Origin of the sequence: Streptomyces sp. NPDC002886, from assembly GCF_042888445.1 — a bacterium.
Lineage (GTDB): Bacteria > Actinomycetota > Actinomycetes > Streptomycetales > Streptomycetaceae > Streptomyces.
The window spans coordinates 375,324-393,182 of the sequence record NZ_JBIAPV010000003.1; the positions used below are offsets into that span (position 1 = coordinate 375,324).

The following is a 17,859-nucleotide window of genomic DNA, read 5'->3' on the forward strand; positions in this document are numbered from 1 at the left end:
CGGTCCGCCTGGGGGAGGCCGCGTCAGCCGCGAGGAGGCTAAAGGCGATGCGCGTAGGAGCATTTGTACTGGCGGCCCAGTTCCCGGGCCAGGGACAGGGCGAGGCACTGCACCGGGCGGTGCGGACGGCCGAGGTCGCCGAGGAGGCCGGGCTCGACTCGGTCTGGCTCGCCGAGCACCACTTCGTCCCGTACGGGGTCTGTCCGTCCGCGGTGACGCTGGCGGCCCTGATGCTGGGCCGCACCCGGCGGCTGCGCGTGGGCACGGCGGTGAGCGTGCTGCCGAGCACCCACCCGGTGGCCCTGGGCGAGCAGGCGGCCCTGCTGCACCTGACCTCGGAGGGGCGGTTCACCCTGGGGGTGGGCCGGGGTGGGCCCTGGGTGGACCTGGAGGTCTTCGGCGGCGGGCTCGACGCGTACGAGAACCGCTTCCCCGAGGATCTGGACCTGTTGCGGCGCTGGCTGGCCGAGCCGCGCGTGGGGACGCCGGCGGCGACGGGGGCCGCGGCCGGCGGCCGGTACGGCTTCCGCGAAGTGGCCGTCGTACCGCGCGCTTCGGAGGCGCTGCACGGCGACGGGACGGGGCCGGAACTGATCGTCGCCTGCACCTCCCCCGGCTCGGTCCGGATGGCCGCGGAGCGCGGACTGCCCATGCTGCTGGGCATGCACTGCGGGGACGAGGACAAGGCCGCCATGGTCGAGCTGTGGCGGCGTACGGCGCGGGCCGCGGGGCGTTCGCCCGAGGCGGGCCACGTATCGGCCGGGGTCTGCCAGCTGGCGGACCGGACGGCGGACGCCCGCGAAACGCTGTTGAAGGCGATGCCGGGCTGGCTCAAGCAGGGCCTGGACGCGCACGTCACGGTGGACGGACGGCAGCGGGCGATGCGGGACCCGGTCGCGTACACCGAGCTCCTGTGCGATCTGCATCCCGTGGGCACACCGCAACTGGCGGCGGACCGGCTCGCGGCCACGTCGGAGCGTACGGGCATCACGCGGTTCGCCCTGCTGACGGAGGGATCGGGTGATCTCGCCTCGACCGAGGAGAACGTCCGGCGCCTCGGCGCCGAGGTGCTGCCCCGGCTGGGCTGAGACCAGGGCTGCCGCTCCGTTGGCACCGGAGCGGCAGCGAGGTACCGGTCGTGCGGTGGTACGGCGGTGCGGAGTGCGGTCGTACGGAGGTGCGGTGGTACCGAGGTGCGGTGGTACCGAGGTGCGGTGGTGCGGGCGTACTGGTCGTGCGGATCTTCCTGCTAACAGTCGCGCATCTCGGGCGACTGGTTCAGCAGCTGACCACGGATCGAAGTGAACTTGGCCAGCCGGTCGTCCACCGAGGAATCCAGCGGGAAGACCGCTACCCGGTGGCAGTTCTGGAATGCCAGGCGCACTCCGAAGTGGCGTTGCAGCGCACCCCGTATCGCGTCACTCGCGAGGGCGCGAAGCAGCTGGCCACGCGCCTGCTCGTCCGGCGGCGGCGTCTGGTTGTCGGCGAACTGTCCGCCGTCCACCTTGAGCTGGGCCACCAGCGAGCTGACCATCTCCCATGCGTAGGGCAGGGAGGTCCGGACGCAGTCGACGAAAGCGGCTTCGTCGACCTCGCCTCGCTCGGCCTGTTCGAGTAGGGCCGGTGAGACGTCGAGCGACATGGGTTCTCCTCTCGCGACTCCGGCCGATTGGGTTGCCGGAGCCTTACGGGCAGGGAGGGAGATCGCGACGCAGCGTGCACGCTTCGCAACCTCCCGCTCACCACGGTAGGCGCCCATTGGGTACCGCACCAGGAGAATGCGCATACAACGCGCCATCCTCGAACGGGGCTTTCGGGGGCGAATCGCGTACAGGCCTTCTCGTCGAGTAGCGTTGCCGACCATGCGTCTCGTCATTGCCCGCTGCTCCGTCGATTACGCGGGCCGGCTCACCGCCCATCTGCCCTCGGCACCCCGTCTGATCCTCGTGAAGGCCGACGGCAGTGTCTCGATCCACGCGGACGACCGAGCGTACAAACCGCTCAACTGGATGTCGCCGCCGTGCACCCTCAAGGAGGGGAGCGGTGATGAGGCCGGCGTCTGGACCGTCGTCAACAAGGCGGGCGAGAAGCTCATCATCACCATGGAGGAAGTCCTCCACGACTCCTCGCACGAGCTGGGCATCGACCCGGGTCTGATCAAGGACGGGGTCGAGGCCCATCTGCAAGAGCTTCTGGCCGACCGGATCGAGACCCTCGGCGAGGGCTACACGCTGATCCGCCGCGAGTACATGACCGCGATCGGACCCGTGGACATCCTGTGCCGGGACGCCTCCGGCGCGACGGTGGCGGTGGAGATCAAGCGCCGCGGCGAGATCGACGGCGTGGAACAGCTCACGCGCTACCTGGAACTGCTGAACCGCGATCCGCACCTGGCGCCGGTCAAGGGCGTCTTCGCGGCCCAGGAGATCAAGCCCCAGGCCCGCGTCCTCGCGAACGACCGCGGCATGGACTGCGTCGTCCTCGACTACAACGCGATGCGCGGCATCGAGGACGACAAGCTCCGCCTGTTCTAAGCCCTCAGGGAGTCGCCGTCTCCGTCTCGCCCTCGGCATCCGTGGGGGGCTTCGGCTGCACGGCCGTCGGCCCCGTCTGCGTGGGAGACGGTGTCGCGGACGGGGACGCGGAGCCGGACGGGCTCGGGGAAGGCGGCGGGCTGCTCACCGGCGGGGGCGAGCTCGACACCGGCGGCGAAGGCGGTACCACCGAGGTCGACGACGACGGAGTCGGCGTCGGGCTCGGCGTCCCCGAGGGGGACTTGCTCGGCGTCGGGGTCGTACCCGGTGCCTGCGACGTCGCGGACGAGGCCGACGGCTCCGGCGAGGGATCGCCTCCGCTCGGATCCCCCGAACTCGGCTGCGGCTGCGCCTCGTCCGAGCTCGGGGCCGTGGACACCGCCGGCGCCTGCACGGGCGGCTTCTTCTCGTCGGTGGTCATCGCCAGGGCGACCACCGTGCCCAGCACCACGACGGTCACCGCCCCGGCGGCGGCCAGCAGCAGCGGCTTGCGGCTGGGCCTCGGCTTCGGCTCGGGCAGCGCACCGGGCGCCGGGGCCGGCTCGGGAGTGAGCGGGAAGGCGTCCTCGAACACCTCGGCCAGGGTCGCGGGCGCGACGGAGCCCGGCGGAGCCACCGCGGGCACGACCGTCGTGAAGCCGTCCGGAACCCGCACCGCCGCACGCTCGGGTCCGGGGGCGGCCCCGGAGCCCGCCTCGGGCAGGGCGGCGAGGGCCTTCGACAGGGTCGCCGGAGTCACGGGAGCCGAGGGCGCCACCGGAGCGGACGCCGCCCCGGCCGCACTACGAGCCCCGGGAACCAACGCCGACCCGGCAGCACCGGCAGCACCGGCAGCCAACGGGCTCCCCGCGGCTCCGGACACACCAGCCGCACCAGCCGCACTGGCGGCACCAGCGGTGCCAGCGGCACCAGCGGCACCAGCGGCACCAGCGGCACCAGCGGCACCAGCGGCACCAGCGGCACCAGCGGCACCAGCGGCCAACGCGCTCCCCGCGGCAGCGGAAACACCGGCGGCACCCGGACCCCCAGGAGACCGCGGCGCCGCGGCGCCCCTGGGACCGAAGGGAGACCCCGGAGCTCCGAGAAGTGCGGGGAACTGCGGCTTCGGGCCGGTCTGGGGAAGCCCGGGAGGCCCAGGAAGCCCGGCAAGCCCGGCGAGCCCGGCAGGAAGTGGACTCCCGGCAGCCCCGGGAGCCGCCGGAACGCCCGGACCACCGGGACCCGGCAGGGCACCCGGACCACCCGGCGCCGCCGGCGGAGCCAGTCGCAGGGGCGGCGAGACCGGGGTCCCCGCCGCCTCCCGGTCGGTGACCAGGGCCAGGGCCCGCCGTCCCGACACGGTCCCCCGCTTGTCGGCCAGCGCGCCGCGCAGCCCGGTAGAGGCCTCCAGCTCGGCACGTGCCCGGTCGAGCCGGCCCTCGCACAGGGCCAGTACGCCCAGTTCGTGATGGAAGTACGCCTGCTCCGCGACCTCGCCGGCCTTCCGCGCGGCCTCCGCGCCCGCGCGCAGCACCCGCTCCCAGGCCTCCCAGCGCAGCGAGGCGGCGAACGCCGGTGCCGCCGTCCGCGCGAGCAGGACCGCGGCCACGACATCGGCCCCGGCCAGCGCCGCGAGCACCGCGTCGGCCTCCGCCGCGACCCGCTCGGGGCTCACGGAGGTGTGCCCGGTCCACCAGGCGTAGTGCCGGGCGGCCGTACGGGCCTCCTCGGCCGCGGTGTCCCCGTAGCCGATCTCCTCCAGCTGCCGCGCGACCCCGGCGGCCAGCTGGTAGCGGGGCCCGACGGGGGTCAGCAGCCCGCAGTCGAGCAGCTCGGCGACGGCCGTGTCGGCGTGCGTGTCGCCGACCAGCGCGGGCAGGTGCGCGTGGTGCGGCAGCTCCCCGCCCAGCGCGCAGGCGATCCGCAGCGCGGCGCGCGCCGACTCGCTGACCCGTGAGGCGAGCAGTTCCGCCGGGGCGGCGCCCTCGGCGAGCGTCGGCAGCGGCACGAACACGGTGTCGCGCGGCTTCTCCTCGAAGACGCCGGGCTCCTCGCCCTCGTCGGCCTCGTCTTCGGAGCCGGTGCGGTTGAGCGCGTCGCGCTGTCGCAGCAGCGCGGCCGCCTGGACGAAGCGCAGGGGCAGCCCCTCGGAGGCGAAGCTCAGGTCGGCCGCCCAGGCCGTTTCCTCGTCGGTGAGCGCCCGTCCGGCGCCCGTTTCGAGCAGGGCCACGCAGTGGGCGCGGGACAGCCCGCCGAGGAAGACCTCTTCGAGGTGGGAGTCGTCGGAGGGGGCCTTGCTGTCGGGGGTGGCGGCCAGCAGGTACGCGCACTCGGGCGTGGCCCGCAGCAGGTCGTCGAGGGCGGTGCCGCCCATGTCGAGGTCGTCGATCACGACGACGGCGCCTATCTCCGCCACCCGGGCGAGGAGAACGGCCCGGTCGGGGCGTTCGGCCGGAGCCTCGTACACGGTGGCGTACAGCGCCTGGAGCAGCTCGCCGGGCTGCTGGTGGCCCTGCGCGCTGATCCGTACGACCCCGTCGGGGGCGAGGTCCGCGCAGGCCTCGGCGACCGCGTCGAGCAGCGCCGTGCGCCCGGATCCGGACGGACCGGTCAGCCGTACGGAGCGGCCGCGCGCGAGGAGGCGTACGAGGCGCTCGCGCTCCTCCTCCCGGCCCAGCAGGGTCCGCGCACCGGCCGGGGCGCCCGGCGGTACGGGCGGCCGCACGGCGGCCGCCGCGGAGGCGCGGGCCGCGGGGGTGCGCTTGACCGGGGTGGGGGCGGGCTCGCCGCCGGGGCGGTGCGTGCGGACGATCTCGCTGCCGTCGACGGGGTTCACGGTGAGGGTGAAGTCCCCGGACGTGAGCGTCACCACGCGCGCCGGAGGTTCCACCGGATCGGGTTGCCCCTGTGTGCTGCTGCGGTCCATGACCAAGTCCCCCGTATCGCGCCGTGCGCCCTCGTCTCGCCCGGCCTTCGCTCACGCCGCTGTCGCTAGTGGTCCGGTTTCCGCCCGAACCCTAGACCGTGCCCGGTGGGGCGTGAACCGCAGGGGTGCCTTCACCACCGGACCGTTACGTTTGCGTCGGCCCTGTGGAGCGGGGCGCACAGCCTCCGCATGCGGACCGCGTCCGGACGGCGTACGGGGGTCACGCGCGCGGCAGCGACTCCGCTTCCAGCCCGCCCTCGATCGCGAGGATCCGGTGCAGCCGGGTGGCCACGAGCAGCCGCTGCATCTGGGGCGGTACTCCGCGCAGGACGAGCCGCCGGCCGGTCCGGCCGGCCCGGCGGTGGGCGCCCATGATCACGCCGAGGCCCGTCGCGTCCCAGGAGTCGAGCCCGGTGAGGTCCAGCACGAGGTCGCCGTGACCGTCGTCGAGGGCGGTGTGCAGGACCGTACGGGCGTCCGCCGCGCTGCGCACGTCGAGGCGACCCCCGACAGCGAGTTCGGCGTGGTCGCCCCTGATGTGCATGTGTACTCCCGGCAGCGCGGTACTGATTGCGTATGGTCCGACTGGTTCGTTGGTCGGCAACTCTCACTGCAACTGACTGCCTCGGGGGCGGGGAAGTTGCCGACCGTGAGCGAACCGATACCTAATTCACCCTGTGGGGTGCAGGTATTCGAACGGGTGCTCAGTGCTTGTAGAAGCCCTGGCCGCTCTTGCGACCGATGTCGCCCGCGTCCACCATGCGGCGCATCAGCTCCGGCGGCGCGAACTTCTCGTCCTGCGACTCCGTGTAGATGTTGCTGGTGGCGTGCAGCAGGATGTCGACGCCGGTGAGGTCCGCGGTGGCCAGCGGGCCCATGGCGTGCCCGAAGCCGAGCTTGCAGGCGATGTCGATGTCCTCGGCCGAGGCGACGCCCGATTCGTACAGTTTCGCGGCCTCGACGACCAGCGCGGAGATGAGACGGGTCGTCACGAAGCCGGCGACGTCGCGGTTGACGACGATGCAGGTCTTGCCGACGGACTCGGCGAACGCCCGGGTGGTGGCGAGGGTTTCGTCGCTCGTCTTGTAGCCGCGCACGAGCTCGCACAGCTGCATCATCGGGACCGGCGAGAAGAAGTGCGCGCCGACGACCCGCTCCGGACGCTCCGTCACGGCCGCGATCTTGGTGATCGGGATGGCGGAGGTGTTGGAGGCGAGGATCGCGTCCTCGCGCACGATCTTGTCGAGGGCGCGGAAGATCTCGTGCTTGACCTCGAGCTTCTCGAAGACGGCCTCGACGACGATGTCGGCGTCGGCGACCGCTTCCAGTTCGGTGGTCGTGGTGATGCGGGCGAGCGCCGCCTCGGCGTCCTCGGCCGTCAGCTTGCCCTTGGAGACGAACCGGTCGTACGAGGCCTTGATCCCGTCGGTGCCGCGCGTCAGAGCGGCATCGGTGACGTCGCGCAGCACGACGTCCCAACCCGCTTGAGCGGAGACCTGAGCGATTCCGGAACCCATCAGTCCGGCACCGATGACGGCGAGCTTCCCAGCCACTGCACACCCCACGTTCTTCTAGGACACGGCCTCAGATACGGCACAGCCTCGTTCGTTCTCCGGCGGAGACTAGCGTCCGCGAGGGGCCCAGTGACCGCGAAGTAACACGCGTCACGTCTCAGATGACGGACATCACACCGGGACGGCCCAGCAGTGCGGCGGAGGACCGTAGTTGACCCGGACTAGGGTGGCGGCATGGTGAACCTCACGCGCATCTACACCCGTACCGGCGACAAGGGCACGACCGCGCTCGGCGACATGAGCCGCACGGCCAAGACCGATCTGCGGATCTCGGCGTACGCCGACGCCAACGAGGCCAACGCGGCCATCGGAACGGCCATCGCGCTCGGCTCGCTGCCCGCCGATGTCGTGAAGGTCCTGGTCCGTGTGCAGAACGACCTGTTCGACGTGGGCGCCGACCTCTGCACCCCGGTCGCCGAGAACCCCGAGTACCCGCCGCTGCGCGTCGAGCAGTTCTACGTGGACAAGCTGGAGGCCGACTGCGACCTCTTCAACGGCGAGCTGGAGAAGCTCCGCAGCTTCATCCTCCCCGGCGGCACTCCCGGCGCGGCCCTCCTGCACCAGGCCTGCACGGTGGTCCGGCGCGCCGAGCGCTCCACCTGGGCGGCCCTGGAGGCGCACGGCGAGGTCATGAACCCGCTCACGGCCACCTACCTCAACCGCCTCTCCGACCTCCTCTTCATCCTGGCCCGCACGGCCAACAAGGAGGTCGGCGACGTCCTGTGGGTCCCGGGCGGCGACCGCTAGGACCTGTCGTCAGCGACAGAACGAGGCCGTCCCCCGGCGGACGACGCGGGCTCGGCCGGCAAGATCCGAAAGAGACGCCCTAGGGCGCGTCCGCGGAGTCGCGCAGGCCGGCCTTCGCCGCCGGTGCCCGCTTCGGCCACACCGTGTAGGTGACGGCGATCAGGGTGTGGATGCCGACCATCCGCAGGGCCGTGAGCTGCCACCCGCGCAGCGCCGCGGTGTCGCCCGAAGCGCCGACGTACCAGATCGCGGCCTGCAGCAGGCCTGCCGCGACGGCCGCCGCGAGGACGGTCCGCGCGACCAGCTTCCACTCGTGGACGGCCCGCGCCCCGCCGTAGCCGACGCCGGCCGGCTTCGGGCCGCCGGCCAGCCGGTACGCGGCGTGGCCGTCGAGCCAGCGCACGGTGTAGTGCCCGTAGGCGACGGTGTAGCCGAGGTAGAGCGCGGCGAGCCCGTGCTTCCAGTCCGGCTCGGCGCCGCCGCGCAGGTCCACGGCGGTGGCCACCAGCAGCACCAGTTCCAGGACCGGCTCGCACAGCAGGACGGCCGCGCCGGTCTTCGGCATCTTCGCGAGGTAGCGCAGGGCCAGACCGCCGGCCAGCAGCACCCAGAAGCCGACTTCACAGGCGATGATCAAGGTGACGAGCACGGGAGTCTCCGTTCCTGTGGTGGGGGGATGACTCCAGCTTCCCGCCCGCCGGGAGCCGTTTCCTCGTCGCCAGTGACGAATGCAGGGCGGCCGCCCTGCATCCTTCGATGTACGGGCGCCCGACCGAAAGACGGCCGCGATGGCGACGCCCGCCCGCGCCGCAGCCTGTTGGATGGGACCGTGACCCTCAAGATCCCGCCACCGCACCGAGACGACGTGCTGCTCGCCTTGGCCAGCGTGGCCGCCGGCCTGGTCCTGTGGTCGCTCGGGGTGCACAGCTCCCCCAGCCGGGACCTGTTCCCGGCCTGGGCGGCCCTGGTCCCGCTCCTCGTCCTCGGCCCGATGGAGCTGCTGCGCCGCAGCATGCCCCGGGTGACCCTGGCGGTCGGCACGGCCGGGCTGATCGCCGACCAGTTCACCGTGGGGAACCTGGCCACCGTCCTGATCTTCACCGACCTGATGTACGCGGCCGTCGTCTACGGCAAACCGGCCATGGCCCGCCGACTCCCGGTCCAGACCGGCCTGATCACCGTCGCCGTGACCATCGCCGCCGTGGCCTGGCTGCGGACCCCGCAGGCCCTGCTGATCGGCGTGGTCACGGGCATCGTCAGCTTCGGCCCGGCGCTGACCGGGGCCACCCTGCGCAACCACCGCGAGGCCGCCATCGCCGCCCGGCTGCGCGCGGAGCAGACCGCGCTGCTGGCCGAAATGGACCGGTCCCAGGCGGTCATCGCCGAGCGGGCCCGGATGGCACGCGAACTGCACGACATGGTGGCCAACCATCTCTCCGCCATCGCCATCCACTCCACCGCGGCGCTCTCCATCGACTCCCCCGCCACCAGCCGCGAGGCCCTCGGGGTGATCCGCGAGAACAGCGTCCAGGGACTGGCCGAGATGCGCCGGCTGATCGGGCTGCTGCGTGACGCGGGCGCCGGGGAGGAGGCCGTCGCCACGCCCTCGCTGGACGGGCTGGACGCCCTGCTGGCGCAGGCCCGTACGAACGGGGCCGCGAGCGGGCTGGACTTCGTACTCCGTGGCGACCGGCCGTCCGGGGAGCCCCTGCCCGCCCCGGTGGAGCTGGCGGCGTACCGGATCGTCCAGGAGTCGGTGACCAACGCCCTCAAGCACGCCGCCCCCGGCACGGTCACGGTCCGGCTGGCCCGCGACCGCCCCGCGGGCGGGGGCAGGGCCGGGGCCGGCGCGCTGCGCGTGGCGGTCGACTCCCCCTACGGGGAGCGCCCCGGCCCCCGCGCCCCCGGCTCGGGCGCCGGTCTGATCGGCATGCGCGAGCGGGCGGAACTGCTCGGCGGAACTTTCGAAGCGGGCCGCGCGGACGCGGTCTGGCGGGTCCGGGCGTCGCTGCCCGTGGAAGAAGAGGCGGTACGGACGTGACGATCAGGGTCGTGGTGGCGGAGGACCAGAGCGCGGTACGGGCCGGGCTGGTCCTGATCCTGCGCAGCGCCGGCGACATCGAGGTGGCGGGCGAGGCCGCCGACGGGGAGGAGGCCGTGCGCCTGGCCCGCGAGCTGCGGCCCGACCTGGTGCTCATGGACGTGCAGATGCCCCGCCTGGACGGGGTGTCGGCGACCCGCCAGGTGGTCGCGGAGGGCCTGGCCGACGTCCTCGTGCTCACCACCTTCGACCACGACGAGTACGTCTTCGGCGCCCTGCGCGCGGGCGCGGCGGGCTTCCTGCTGAAGGACGCGGACGCGGCGGAGCTGCTCGGGGCGGTACGGACCGTCGCGCGCGGGGAGGGCCTGATCGCCCCGGCGGTGACCCGGCGGCTGATCGCGGAGTTCGCGGACCCGCGGCCCGTACGGGTGCCCGTACCGGCGACGGTGGAATCCCTGACCCCGCGCGAGCGGGAGGTGCTGGGGTGCCTGGGCGAGGGCTTGTCGAACGCGGAGATCGCGGTGCGTCTGGAGATGGCGGAGGCCACGGCGAAGACCCACGTCAGCCGGGTGCTGGCCAAGCTGGAGCTGCGCAGCCGGGTCCAAGCAGCCGTTCTGGCGCAGGAGTTGGGGCTCTAGTCGAATCCGGCCGGAAATGAATCCGAGGCCGCTACGGGAGGTCTGGACCTCTTGACGGTTGGTCCAGACCTTTCTACTCTCACGCACAACTGTGGTGAGCGTGCCATGACAAGACGTCACGGCCGCGCTCACGGGCGGCGCAGGTCCCACCCCCATGCAGCGGCCGTCCCCACGTCCGCTGCGGACCTCGGAGGAGCACCCTTGAGCACAGCACCCCCACGACGCGCACCGCTGTTTCGAAGAGTCGCGGCCGCACTGGCCGTCCTCACCCTGCCCGTCGCCGGACTCGTGGCCATCGCCGGTCCCGCCGAGGCGGCCGCCTCGGCCACCGCGACGTACACCAAGGTCTCCGACTGGGGCTCCGGCTTCGAGGGCAAGTGGACGGTGAAGAACACCGGCACGACCACCCTCAGCAGCTGGGCCGTGGAGTGGGACTACCCGGCCGGCACCGCCGTCACCTCCGCCTGGGACGCCACCGTCACCAGCTCGGGCACCCACTGGACCGGCAAGAACCTCGGCTGGAACGGCAACCTCGCCCCCGGCGCCACCGTCAGCTTCGGCTTCAACGGCACCGGCTCCGGCGCCCCCAGCGGCTGCAAGATCAACGGCGGCACCTGCGACGGCGGCACCACCCCCACGGACAACCCGCCCAGCGCCCCCGGCACCCCCACGGCCAGCGGCGTCACCGACACCGGGCTGACCCTCGGCTGGGCCGCGGCCACCGACGACAAGGGCGTCAAGAACTACGACGTCTTCCGCGGCGGCGCCAAGATCGCCACCGTCACCAGCCCCTCGTACACGGACTCGGGCCTGACCAAGGGCACCACCTACACCTACACGGTCACCGCCCGCGACACCATCGACCAGACCGGCCCCTCCTCCGGCTCCCTCTCGGTGACCACCACCGGCGGCGGCGGAACCGACCCCGGCGACCCCGGCACCCCGGGATCCGCGGTCAAGCTCGGCTACTTCACGAACTGGGGCGTCTACCAGCGCAACTACCACGTGAAGAACCTGGTCACCTCCGGCAGCGCCGCGAAGATCACGCACATCAACTACGCCTTCGGCAACGTCCAGGGCGGAAAGTGCACGATCGGTGACGCCTACGCCGACTACCAGAAGACCTACGACGCGGGCTCCAGCGTGTCCGGCACCGCCGACACCTGGGACCAGCCGGTCGCGGGCAACTTCAACCAGCTGCGCCAGCTGAAGAAGAAGTACCCGAACATCAAGGTCCTCTACTCCTTCGGCGGCTGGACCTGGTCCGGCGGCTTCGGCCAGGCCGCGGCCAACCCGGCCGCCTTCGCCCAGTCCTGCTACGACCTGGTCGAGGACCCGCGCTGGGCCGACGTCTTCGACGGCATCGACATCGACTGGGAGTACCCGAACGCCTGCGGCCTGTCCTGCGACACCAGCGGGGCGGCCTCCCTGAAGAACGTCCTCTCCGCGCTGCGCACCAAGTTCGGCAGCAGCAACCTGGTGACCGCCGCCATCTCCGCCGACGGCTCCAACGGCGGCAAGCTCGACGCGGCCGACTACGCGGGCGCCGCCCAGTACGTCGACTTCTACAACGTCATGACCTACGACTTCTTCGGCGCGTGGGCGGCGCAGGGCCCGACGGCCCCGCACTCCCCGCTCACCTCGTACACCGGCATCCCGATCGCCGGATTCAACTCCGAGGCCGCGATCACCAAGCTCAAGGGCAAGGGCATCGCCGGCTCCAAGCTCAACCTCGGCATCGGCTTCTACGGCCGCGGCTGGACCGGCGTCACCCAGGCCACGCCCGGCGGCACCGCCACCGGCCCGGCCCCGGGCACCTACGAGCAGGGCATCGAGGACTACAAGGTCCTCAAGGGCAGCTGCCCCTCGACCGGCACCATCGCGGGCACGGCGTACGCCAAGTGCGGCAGCAACTGGTGGAGCTACGACACCCCCGCCACCATCGCCTCGAAGATGACCTGGACGAAGCAGCAGGGTCTCAGGGGAGCCTTTTACTGGGAGTTCAGCGGCGACACCGCGAACGGCGAACTGGCCCAGGCGGTCCACGCCGGTCTCTCGTAACCCCTGACCGCACGGCCCGGTGAAAGACGAAGCCGGGGAGACGGGTCCGCCCCCGTCTCCCCGGCTTCTCCTTCTTCACCCGCCGCTCGCACGGCTCGGCCCCGGGGGCCTCCCCGGCTTCGCGCCGCCGCGCCGGACTCCGTCCGGCGGGAACGACCCGGCGCCACCGGCCCTCAGGCCACGTTCACCCGTTGCCCGGGGGGCGCGGCCTCCAGCCAGGCCAGGAAACCGGTCAGCGCGTCATCGCTCATCGCCAGCTCCAGGCGGGTGCCGCGGTGCGCGCAGCACAGTACGACGGCGTCGGAGAGCAGGGCCAGCTCCTCCTCGCCCTCGGGCGCACGGCGGGCGACGACCTCGATGGAGGACCGCTCCAGCAGCCGGCGCGGCCGCGGGGAGTAGCTGAAGACACGGAACCAGTCGATGCGGTCACCGCTGTAGCGCGCGACCCCGTACACCCAGCCCTTGCCGGAGACGTCCGGTTCCTCGGACACGCCCCAGCGCATGCTGCAGTCGAAGGTGCCGCCGGAGCGCTGGATCAGCCTGCGGCGCAGCCCGAACACAAAGAGCCCGATCACCACCAGGGCTACGACGACCAGGCCGCTCACAAGCAGAGCGAGGAGCATCTTTCACCGACCTCCTCGCTCATCGAAAAAACCCGGACGACAGCGTTCCTACCAGACGGAGTCTGGTGCGGACCCGCATCGCCTCAGCCGCGACCCGGTCCGGAAAATTCCGGAACAGGCCGCGGCTGAGGTTTGAAACTCTTAACAGTACCGGGGCTTAGCGCCCCGAAACCGCGCGCAGCCGGACATCGGCGCGACGCTCGGAGGCCGAATCGGTCTCCGACTTCGCGCGCTCCAGTGCCCGCTCCGCCCGCTCGACGTCGATCTCGTCGGCAAGCTCGGCGATCTCGGCCAGCAGCGACAACTTGTTGTCCGCGAACGAGATGAATCCGCCGTGCACCGCGGCGACAACAGTGTTGCCCCCGACGGCGCGGATGGTCACCGGGCCCGATTCCAGCACACCGAGAAGCGGCTGGTGACCGGGCATGACGCCGATGTCGCCGGACGTGGTGCGGGCGACAACCAGGGTGGCCTCGCCGGACCAGACATTCCGGTCCGCCGCGACCAGCTCGACGTGCAGCTCAGCAGCCATGGTGGCTCCTCGGGTCACCACCCGGCGGTATGGCCGGGTGTTGGGTCAAATTCTAATGGGCGTGAGGAGAGGGACGGGACACACCCGCCCCTCTCCGTCATTCAGCTGTGCTCACGGATGAGCGCGGCTTCAGGAGACGCCCAGCTCCTTGGCGTTCGCCTTCAGGTCCTCGATGCCACCGCACAGGAAGAACGCCTGCTCGGGGAAGTGGTCGTAGTCTCCGTCGCAGATTGCGTTGAAGGCCACGATCGACTCGTCGAGCGGAACGTCCGAACCGTCGACGCCGGTGAACTGCTTGGCGACGTGCGTGTTCTGCGACAGGAAGCGCTCGACACGACGGGCACGGTGGACAACGAGCTTGTCCTCCTCGCCCAGCTCGTCGATACCGAGGATCGCGATGATGTCCTGGAGGTCCTTGTACTTCTGCAGGATCCCCTTGACGCGCATCGCCGTGGCGTAGTGGTCCGCCGCGATGTACCGCGGGTCGAGGATGCGGGACGTCGAGTCCAGCGGGTCCACGGCCGGGTAGATGCCCTTCTCGGAGATCGGACGGGAAAGAACCGTCGTCGCGTCGAGGTGGGCGAAGGTGGTGGCCGGCGCCGGGTCGGTCAGGTCGTCCGCGGGGACGTAGATCGCCTGCATCGAGGTGATCGAGTGACCGCGGGTCGAGGTGATGCGCTCCTGCAGCAGACCCATCTCGTCAGCCAGGTTCGGCTGGTAACCCACGGCGGACGGCATGCGGCCCAGAAGGGTCGACACCTCCGAACCGGCCTGGGTGTAACGGAAGATGTTGTCGATGAAGAAGAGCACGTCCTGCTTCTGCACATCGCGGAAGTACTCCGCCATGGTCAGACCGGCCAGCGCGACGCGAAGACGCGTGCCCGGCGGCTCGTCCATCTGACCGAAGACAAGCGCCGTCTTGTCGATGACGCCGGACTCGGCCATTTCCTCGATGAGGTCGTTGCCCTCACGGGTACGCTCACCGACGCCCGCGAAGACCGACACACCGTCGTGGTTGTTGGCGACGCGGTAGATCATTTCCTGGATCAGAACGGTCTTGCCGACACCGGCACCACCGAACAGACCGATCTTTCCACCCTTGACGTACGGGGTGAGAAGGTCGATGACCTTGACGCCGGTCTCGAACATCTCGGTCTTCGACTCGAGCTCGTCGAAGCGAGGGGCCTTGCGGTGGATCGGCCAGCGCTCGGTGACGTTGGCGTTCTCCTCCGGGTAGTTCAGCACCTCACCCAGGGTGTTGAAGACCTTGCCCTTGGTGAAGTCACCGACGGGGACGGTGATGCCCTCGCCCGTGTTGACCACCGTGGCCTGGCGGACCAGACCGTCGGTCGGCTGCATCGAGATGGTACGGACGAGGCCGTCACCCAGGTGCTGCGCGACCTCGAGGGTCAGGGTCTTGAGCTTGCCGTCCTCGGCCGGGTCTGCGACCTCGACCTTGAGGGCGTTGTAGATCTCGGGCATGGCGTCGACGGGGAACTCCACGTCGACGACCGGGCCGATGACCCGGGCGACGCGGCCCGTGGCGGCGGCCGTCTCAATGGTCGTCATTACTTGTCACTCCCCGCGGTCGCGTCTGCCATGGCGCTGGCGCCACCGACGATCTCGCTGATTTCCTGGGTGATTTCGGCCTGGCGGGCCGCGTTGGCAAGCCGGGAGAGGCTCTTGATGAGATCCCCGGCGTTGTCGGTGGCCGACTTCATCGCGCGGCGGCGGGCGGCGTGCTCGGAAGCGGCCGACTGCAGCAGTGCGTTGTAGATGCGGCTCTCGACGTAGCGCGGCAGAAGGGCGTCGAGGACGTCCTCCGCCGACGGCTCGAAGTCGAACAGCGGAAGGATCTCGCCCTTCGCGCCGGTCTCTTCTTCGACCTTGTCGAGGCTGAGCGGCAGCATCCGGCCGTCCACCGCGTTCTGCGTCATCATCGACACGAATTCCGTGTAGACGATGTGCAGCTCGTCGACGCCACCCTCGGCCGTGACCGTCTGGATGGCCTCGATCAGCGGCGCCGCGACGCGCTTGGCGTCGGCGTAGGCCGGGCTGTCGGTGAAGCCGGTCCACGATTCCGCGACCTTGCGCTCACGGAAGCCGTAGTAGGCGACACCCTTGCGGCCGACGATGTAGGTGTCGACCTCCTTGCCCTCGCCGCGGAGCCGCTCGGTGAGCCGCTCCGCCTGCTTGATGGCGTTCGAGGAGTAGCCGCCGGCCAGACCGCGGTCGCTCGTGATGAGCAGGACCGCGGCACGCACCGGTGCCTCGACCTCGGTCGTCAGGGCGTGCTTGGTGTTCGAACCGGTCGCCACCGCGGTCACCGCACGGGTGAGCTCGGTCGCGTACGGCATCGATGCCGCCACCTTGCGCTGCGCCTTGACGATGCGCGAGGCGGCGATCATTTCCATCGCCTTGGTGATCTTCTTGGTCGCCGTGACGGCACGGATACGACGCTTGTAGACCCGGAGCTGCGCTCCCATGAGTCAGCTTCCTTCCGTCGTCACTTGGAGACGTTGACGGCCGGCGCGTCCTCGCCCAGGAGCTTGCCGTCCGAGGTCTCGAACCCACGCTTGAAGTCAGCGATGGCGTCAGCGATGGAGGTGAGGGTGTCGTCCGACATCTTGCCGCCGTCCGCGATGGAGGTGAGGAGGTCCTTGCGCGAGACGCGCAGGTGCTCCAGCAGCTCCGACTCGAAGCGACGGATGTCGTTGACCGGGACTTCGTCCATCTTGCCGGTGGTGCCGGCCCAGACGGAGATGACCTGCTCCTCGACGGGCATCGGCTGGTACTGGCCCTGCTTCAGCAGCTCCACCAGACGCTTGCCGCGCTCCAGCGAGGCCTTCGAGGCGGCGTCCAGGTCGGAACCGAAGGCGGCGAACGCCTCCAGCTCGCGGTACTGGGCGAGGTCCAGGCGCAGACGGCCGGAAACCTGCTTCATGGCCTTGTGCTGGGCCGAGCCACCGACGCGGGAGACCGAGATACCGACGTTCAGCGCCGGGCGCTGGCCCGCGTTGAACAGGTCGGACTCAAGGAAGCACTGGCCGTCGGTGATGGAGATGACGTTGGTCGGGATGAACGCCGACACGTCGTTCGCCTTGGTCTCGACGATCGGCAGACCGGTCATCGAACCGGCACCCATGTCGTCGGAGAGCTTGGCGCAACGCTCCAGCAGACGGGAGTGCAAGTAGAAGACGTCGCCCGGGTAGGCCTCGCGGCCCGGCGGACGGCGCAGCAGCAGCGACACGGCGCGGTAGGCGTCGGCCTGCTTCGACAGGTCGTCGAAGATGATCAGGACGTGCTTGCCGGCGTACATCCAGTGCTGGCCGATGGCCGAACCGGTGTACGGCGCCAGGTACTTGAAGCCGGCCGGGTCGGACGCCGGGGCGGCGACGATCGTCGTGTACTCGAGCGCACCGGCGTCTTCCAGGGCGCCGCGAACGGACGCGATGGTCGAGCCCTTCTGGCCGATGGCGACGTAGATGCAGCGAACCTGCTTGTTCACGTCGCCCGAGCGCCAGTTGTCGCGCTGGTTGATGATCGTGTCGACGGCAAGAGCGGTCTTGCCGGTCTGACGGTCACCGATGATCAGCTGACGCTGACCACGGCCGACCGGCACCATCGCGTCGATCGCCTTGTAGCCGGTCTGCATCGGCTCGTGGACCGACTTGCGGACCATGACGCCGGGGGCCTGCAGCTCGAGGGCGCGGCGGCCCTCGGTCGCGATCTCGCCGAGGCCGTCGATCGGGTTGCCGAGCGGGTCGACGACGCGGCCGAGGTAACCCTCGCCGACGCCGACGGAGAGCACCTCACCAGTGCGCTGCACCGGCTGGCCCTCTTCGATACCGCTGAACTCGCCGAGGACGACGGCGCCGATCTCGCGCTCGTCGAGGTTCAGGGCGAGACCGAGGGTTCCGTCCTCGAACTTCAGCAGTTCGTTCGCCATGGCGGAGGGCAGGCCCTCCACCTTCGCGATGCCGTCGCCGGCAACGCTGACCGTTCCGACCTCCTCGCGCGAGGCCGCGTCCGGCTGGTACGACTGGACAAAGTTCTCCAGTGCGTCCCGGATCTCCTCCGGCCGGATCGTGAGCTCCGCCATCTGGGTTCCCTGCTCTCCTTGTTGGGCCTGAAGCTTCTTAGGGGTCTGGGGGCGACCCCCAGGAATCTTCTGCAAGTTCTGCACGGCCCAACCGGGCCGCTA

The 17,859-nt window shown here is 71.0% G+C and carries 16 protein-coding genes; 6 read left to right on the forward strand and 10 right to left on the reverse strand.

Features of this window, described 5'->3' with window-relative positions:
* The first annotated feature begins 47 nt into the window (after positions 1 to 47).
* Positions 48 to 1,088 carry an LLM class flavin-dependent oxidoreductase gene (locus ACFYYB_RS13910; RefSeq protein WP_389435423.1) on the forward strand — a complete coding sequence of 347 codons (1,041 nt, stop codon included), beginning with the start codon at positions 48 to 50 and terminating at the stop codon, positions 1,086 to 1,088.
* A 161-nt stretch (positions 1,089 to 1,249) separates the two neighbouring features.
* Here the strand turns inward: ACFYYB_RS13910 and ACFYYB_RS13915 are convergent, their stop codons facing one another.
* Positions 1,250 to 1,642, reverse strand: a complete 393-nt coding sequence (locus ACFYYB_RS13915; RefSeq protein WP_267752094.1) for an SCO5389 family protein — start codon at positions 1,640 to 1,642, stop codon at positions 1,250 to 1,252.
* A gap of 220 nt (positions 1,643 to 1,862) precedes the next feature.
* Here ACFYYB_RS13915 and nucS point away from each other — a divergent pair, with 220 nt between their 5' ends.
* The gene (gene nucS, locus ACFYYB_RS13920; RefSeq protein ID WP_327304507.1) at positions 1,863 to 2,534 is read left to right on the forward strand and encodes an endonuclease NucS; all 672 of its coding nucleotides are present in this window, start codon (positions 1,863 to 1,865) and stop codon (positions 2,532 to 2,534) included.
* Between the two features lie 4 nt (positions 2,535 to 2,538).
* Here nucS and ACFYYB_RS13925 read toward each other — a convergent pair whose 3' ends face one another.
* The 3 genes from ACFYYB_RS13925 to ACFYYB_RS13935 all read right to left on the reverse strand — a co-directional run bounded on the left by ACFYYB_RS13925 (position 2,539) and on the right by ACFYYB_RS13935 (position 6,992).
* Complete coding sequence (locus ACFYYB_RS13925) at positions 2,539 to 5,385, reverse strand: ATP-binding protein (protein ID WP_389435426.1); 2,847 nt, start codon at positions 5,383 to 5,385, stop codon at positions 2,539 to 2,541.
* Between the two features lie 274 nt (positions 5,386 to 5,659).
* Positions 5,660 to 5,983: an STAS domain-containing protein gene (locus tag ACFYYB_RS13930; protein WP_243336243.1), complete on the reverse strand. Its 324-nt coding sequence runs from the start codon at positions 5,981 to 5,983 to the stop codon at positions 5,660 to 5,662.
* Positions 5,984 to 6,143: 160 nt separating this feature from the next.
* Positions 6,144 to 6,992 (reverse strand): 3-hydroxyacyl-CoA dehydrogenase family protein, encoded by an 849-nt coding sequence (locus ACFYYB_RS13935; RefSeq protein WP_327304509.1) that lies wholly within the window; start codon positions 6,990 to 6,992, stop codon positions 6,144 to 6,146.
* A 195-nt stretch (positions 6,993 to 7,187) separates the two neighbouring features.
* Between ACFYYB_RS13935 and ACFYYB_RS13940 the strand changes: the two genes are divergently transcribed.
* Positions 7,188 to 7,760: a cob(I)yrinic acid a,c-diamide adenosyltransferase gene (locus ACFYYB_RS13940; RefSeq protein WP_266881157.1), complete on the forward strand. Its 573-nt coding sequence runs from the start codon at positions 7,188 to 7,190 to the stop codon at positions 7,758 to 7,760.
* Between the two features lie 79 nt (positions 7,761 to 7,839).
* Here ACFYYB_RS13940 and ACFYYB_RS13945 read toward each other — a convergent pair whose 3' ends face one another.
* Entirely contained in the window at positions 7,840 to 8,409 is a 570-nt protein-coding gene (locus ACFYYB_RS13945; protein WP_389435429.1) for a hypothetical protein, read from the reverse strand.
* A gap of 180 nt (positions 8,410 to 8,589) precedes the next feature.
* On the opposite strand from ACFYYB_RS13945, the gene ACFYYB_RS13950 reads away from it, so the two are divergent.
* The 3 genes from ACFYYB_RS13950 to ACFYYB_RS13960 all read left to right on the forward strand — a co-directional run bounded on the left by ACFYYB_RS13950 (position 8,590) and on the right by ACFYYB_RS13960 (position 12,500).
* On the forward strand, positions 8,590 to 9,801 hold the full coding sequence (locus ACFYYB_RS13950; protein WP_389435431.1) for a sensor histidine kinase: 1,212 nt from the start codon (positions 8,590 to 8,592) through the stop codon (positions 9,799 to 9,801).
* On the forward strand, positions 9,798 to 10,439 hold the full coding sequence (locus ACFYYB_RS13955; RefSeq protein ID WP_389435433.1) for a response regulator: 642 nt from the start codon (positions 9,798 to 9,800) through the stop codon (positions 10,437 to 10,439). Before ACFYYB_RS13950 ends, ACFYYB_RS13955 begins: the two co-directional genes overlap by 4 nt.
* 201 nt (positions 10,440 to 10,640) lie before the next feature.
* Positions 10,641 to 12,500 (forward strand): glycosyl hydrolase family 18 protein, encoded by a 1,860-nt coding sequence (locus ACFYYB_RS13960; protein WP_389435435.1) that lies wholly within the window; start codon positions 10,641 to 10,643, stop codon positions 12,498 to 12,500.
* 173 nt (positions 12,501 to 12,673) lie between these two features.
* Here ACFYYB_RS13960 and ACFYYB_RS13965 read toward each other — a convergent pair whose 3' ends face one another.
* The 5 genes from ACFYYB_RS13965 to atpA all read right to left on the reverse strand — a co-directional run bounded on the left by ACFYYB_RS13965 (position 12,674) and on the right by atpA (position 17,757).
* Positions 12,674 to 13,123 carry a DUF2550 domain-containing protein gene (locus ACFYYB_RS13965; RefSeq protein WP_266881152.1) on the reverse strand — a complete coding sequence of 150 codons (450 nt, stop codon included), beginning with the start codon at positions 13,121 to 13,123 and terminating at the stop codon, positions 12,674 to 12,676.
* Positions 13,124 to 13,280: 157 nt separating this feature from the next.
* Positions 13,281 to 13,655 carry a F0F1 ATP synthase subunit epsilon gene (locus ACFYYB_RS13970; protein ID WP_389435438.1) on the reverse strand — a complete coding sequence of 125 codons (375 nt, stop codon included), beginning with the start codon at positions 13,653 to 13,655 and terminating at the stop codon, positions 13,281 to 13,283.
* Positions 13,656 to 13,784: 129 nt separating this feature from the next.
* Entirely contained in the window at positions 13,785 to 15,224 is a 1,440-nt protein-coding gene (atpD, locus tag ACFYYB_RS13975; protein ID WP_266881151.1) for a F0F1 ATP synthase subunit beta, read from the reverse strand.
* Positions 15,224 to 16,141 carry a F0F1 ATP synthase subunit gamma gene (locus ACFYYB_RS13980; protein ID WP_266904423.1) on the reverse strand — a complete coding sequence of 306 codons (918 nt, stop codon included), beginning with the start codon at positions 16,139 to 16,141 and terminating at the stop codon, positions 15,224 to 15,226. Before ACFYYB_RS13980 ends, atpD begins: the two co-directional genes overlap by 1 nt.
* Before the next feature lie 20 nt (positions 16,142 to 16,161).
* Complete coding sequence (gene atpA, locus ACFYYB_RS13985; protein ID WP_266881149.1) at positions 16,162 to 17,757, reverse strand: F0F1 ATP synthase subunit alpha; 1,596 nt, start codon at positions 17,755 to 17,757, stop codon at positions 16,162 to 16,164.
* Positions 17,758 to 17,859 lie beyond the last annotated feature (102 nt).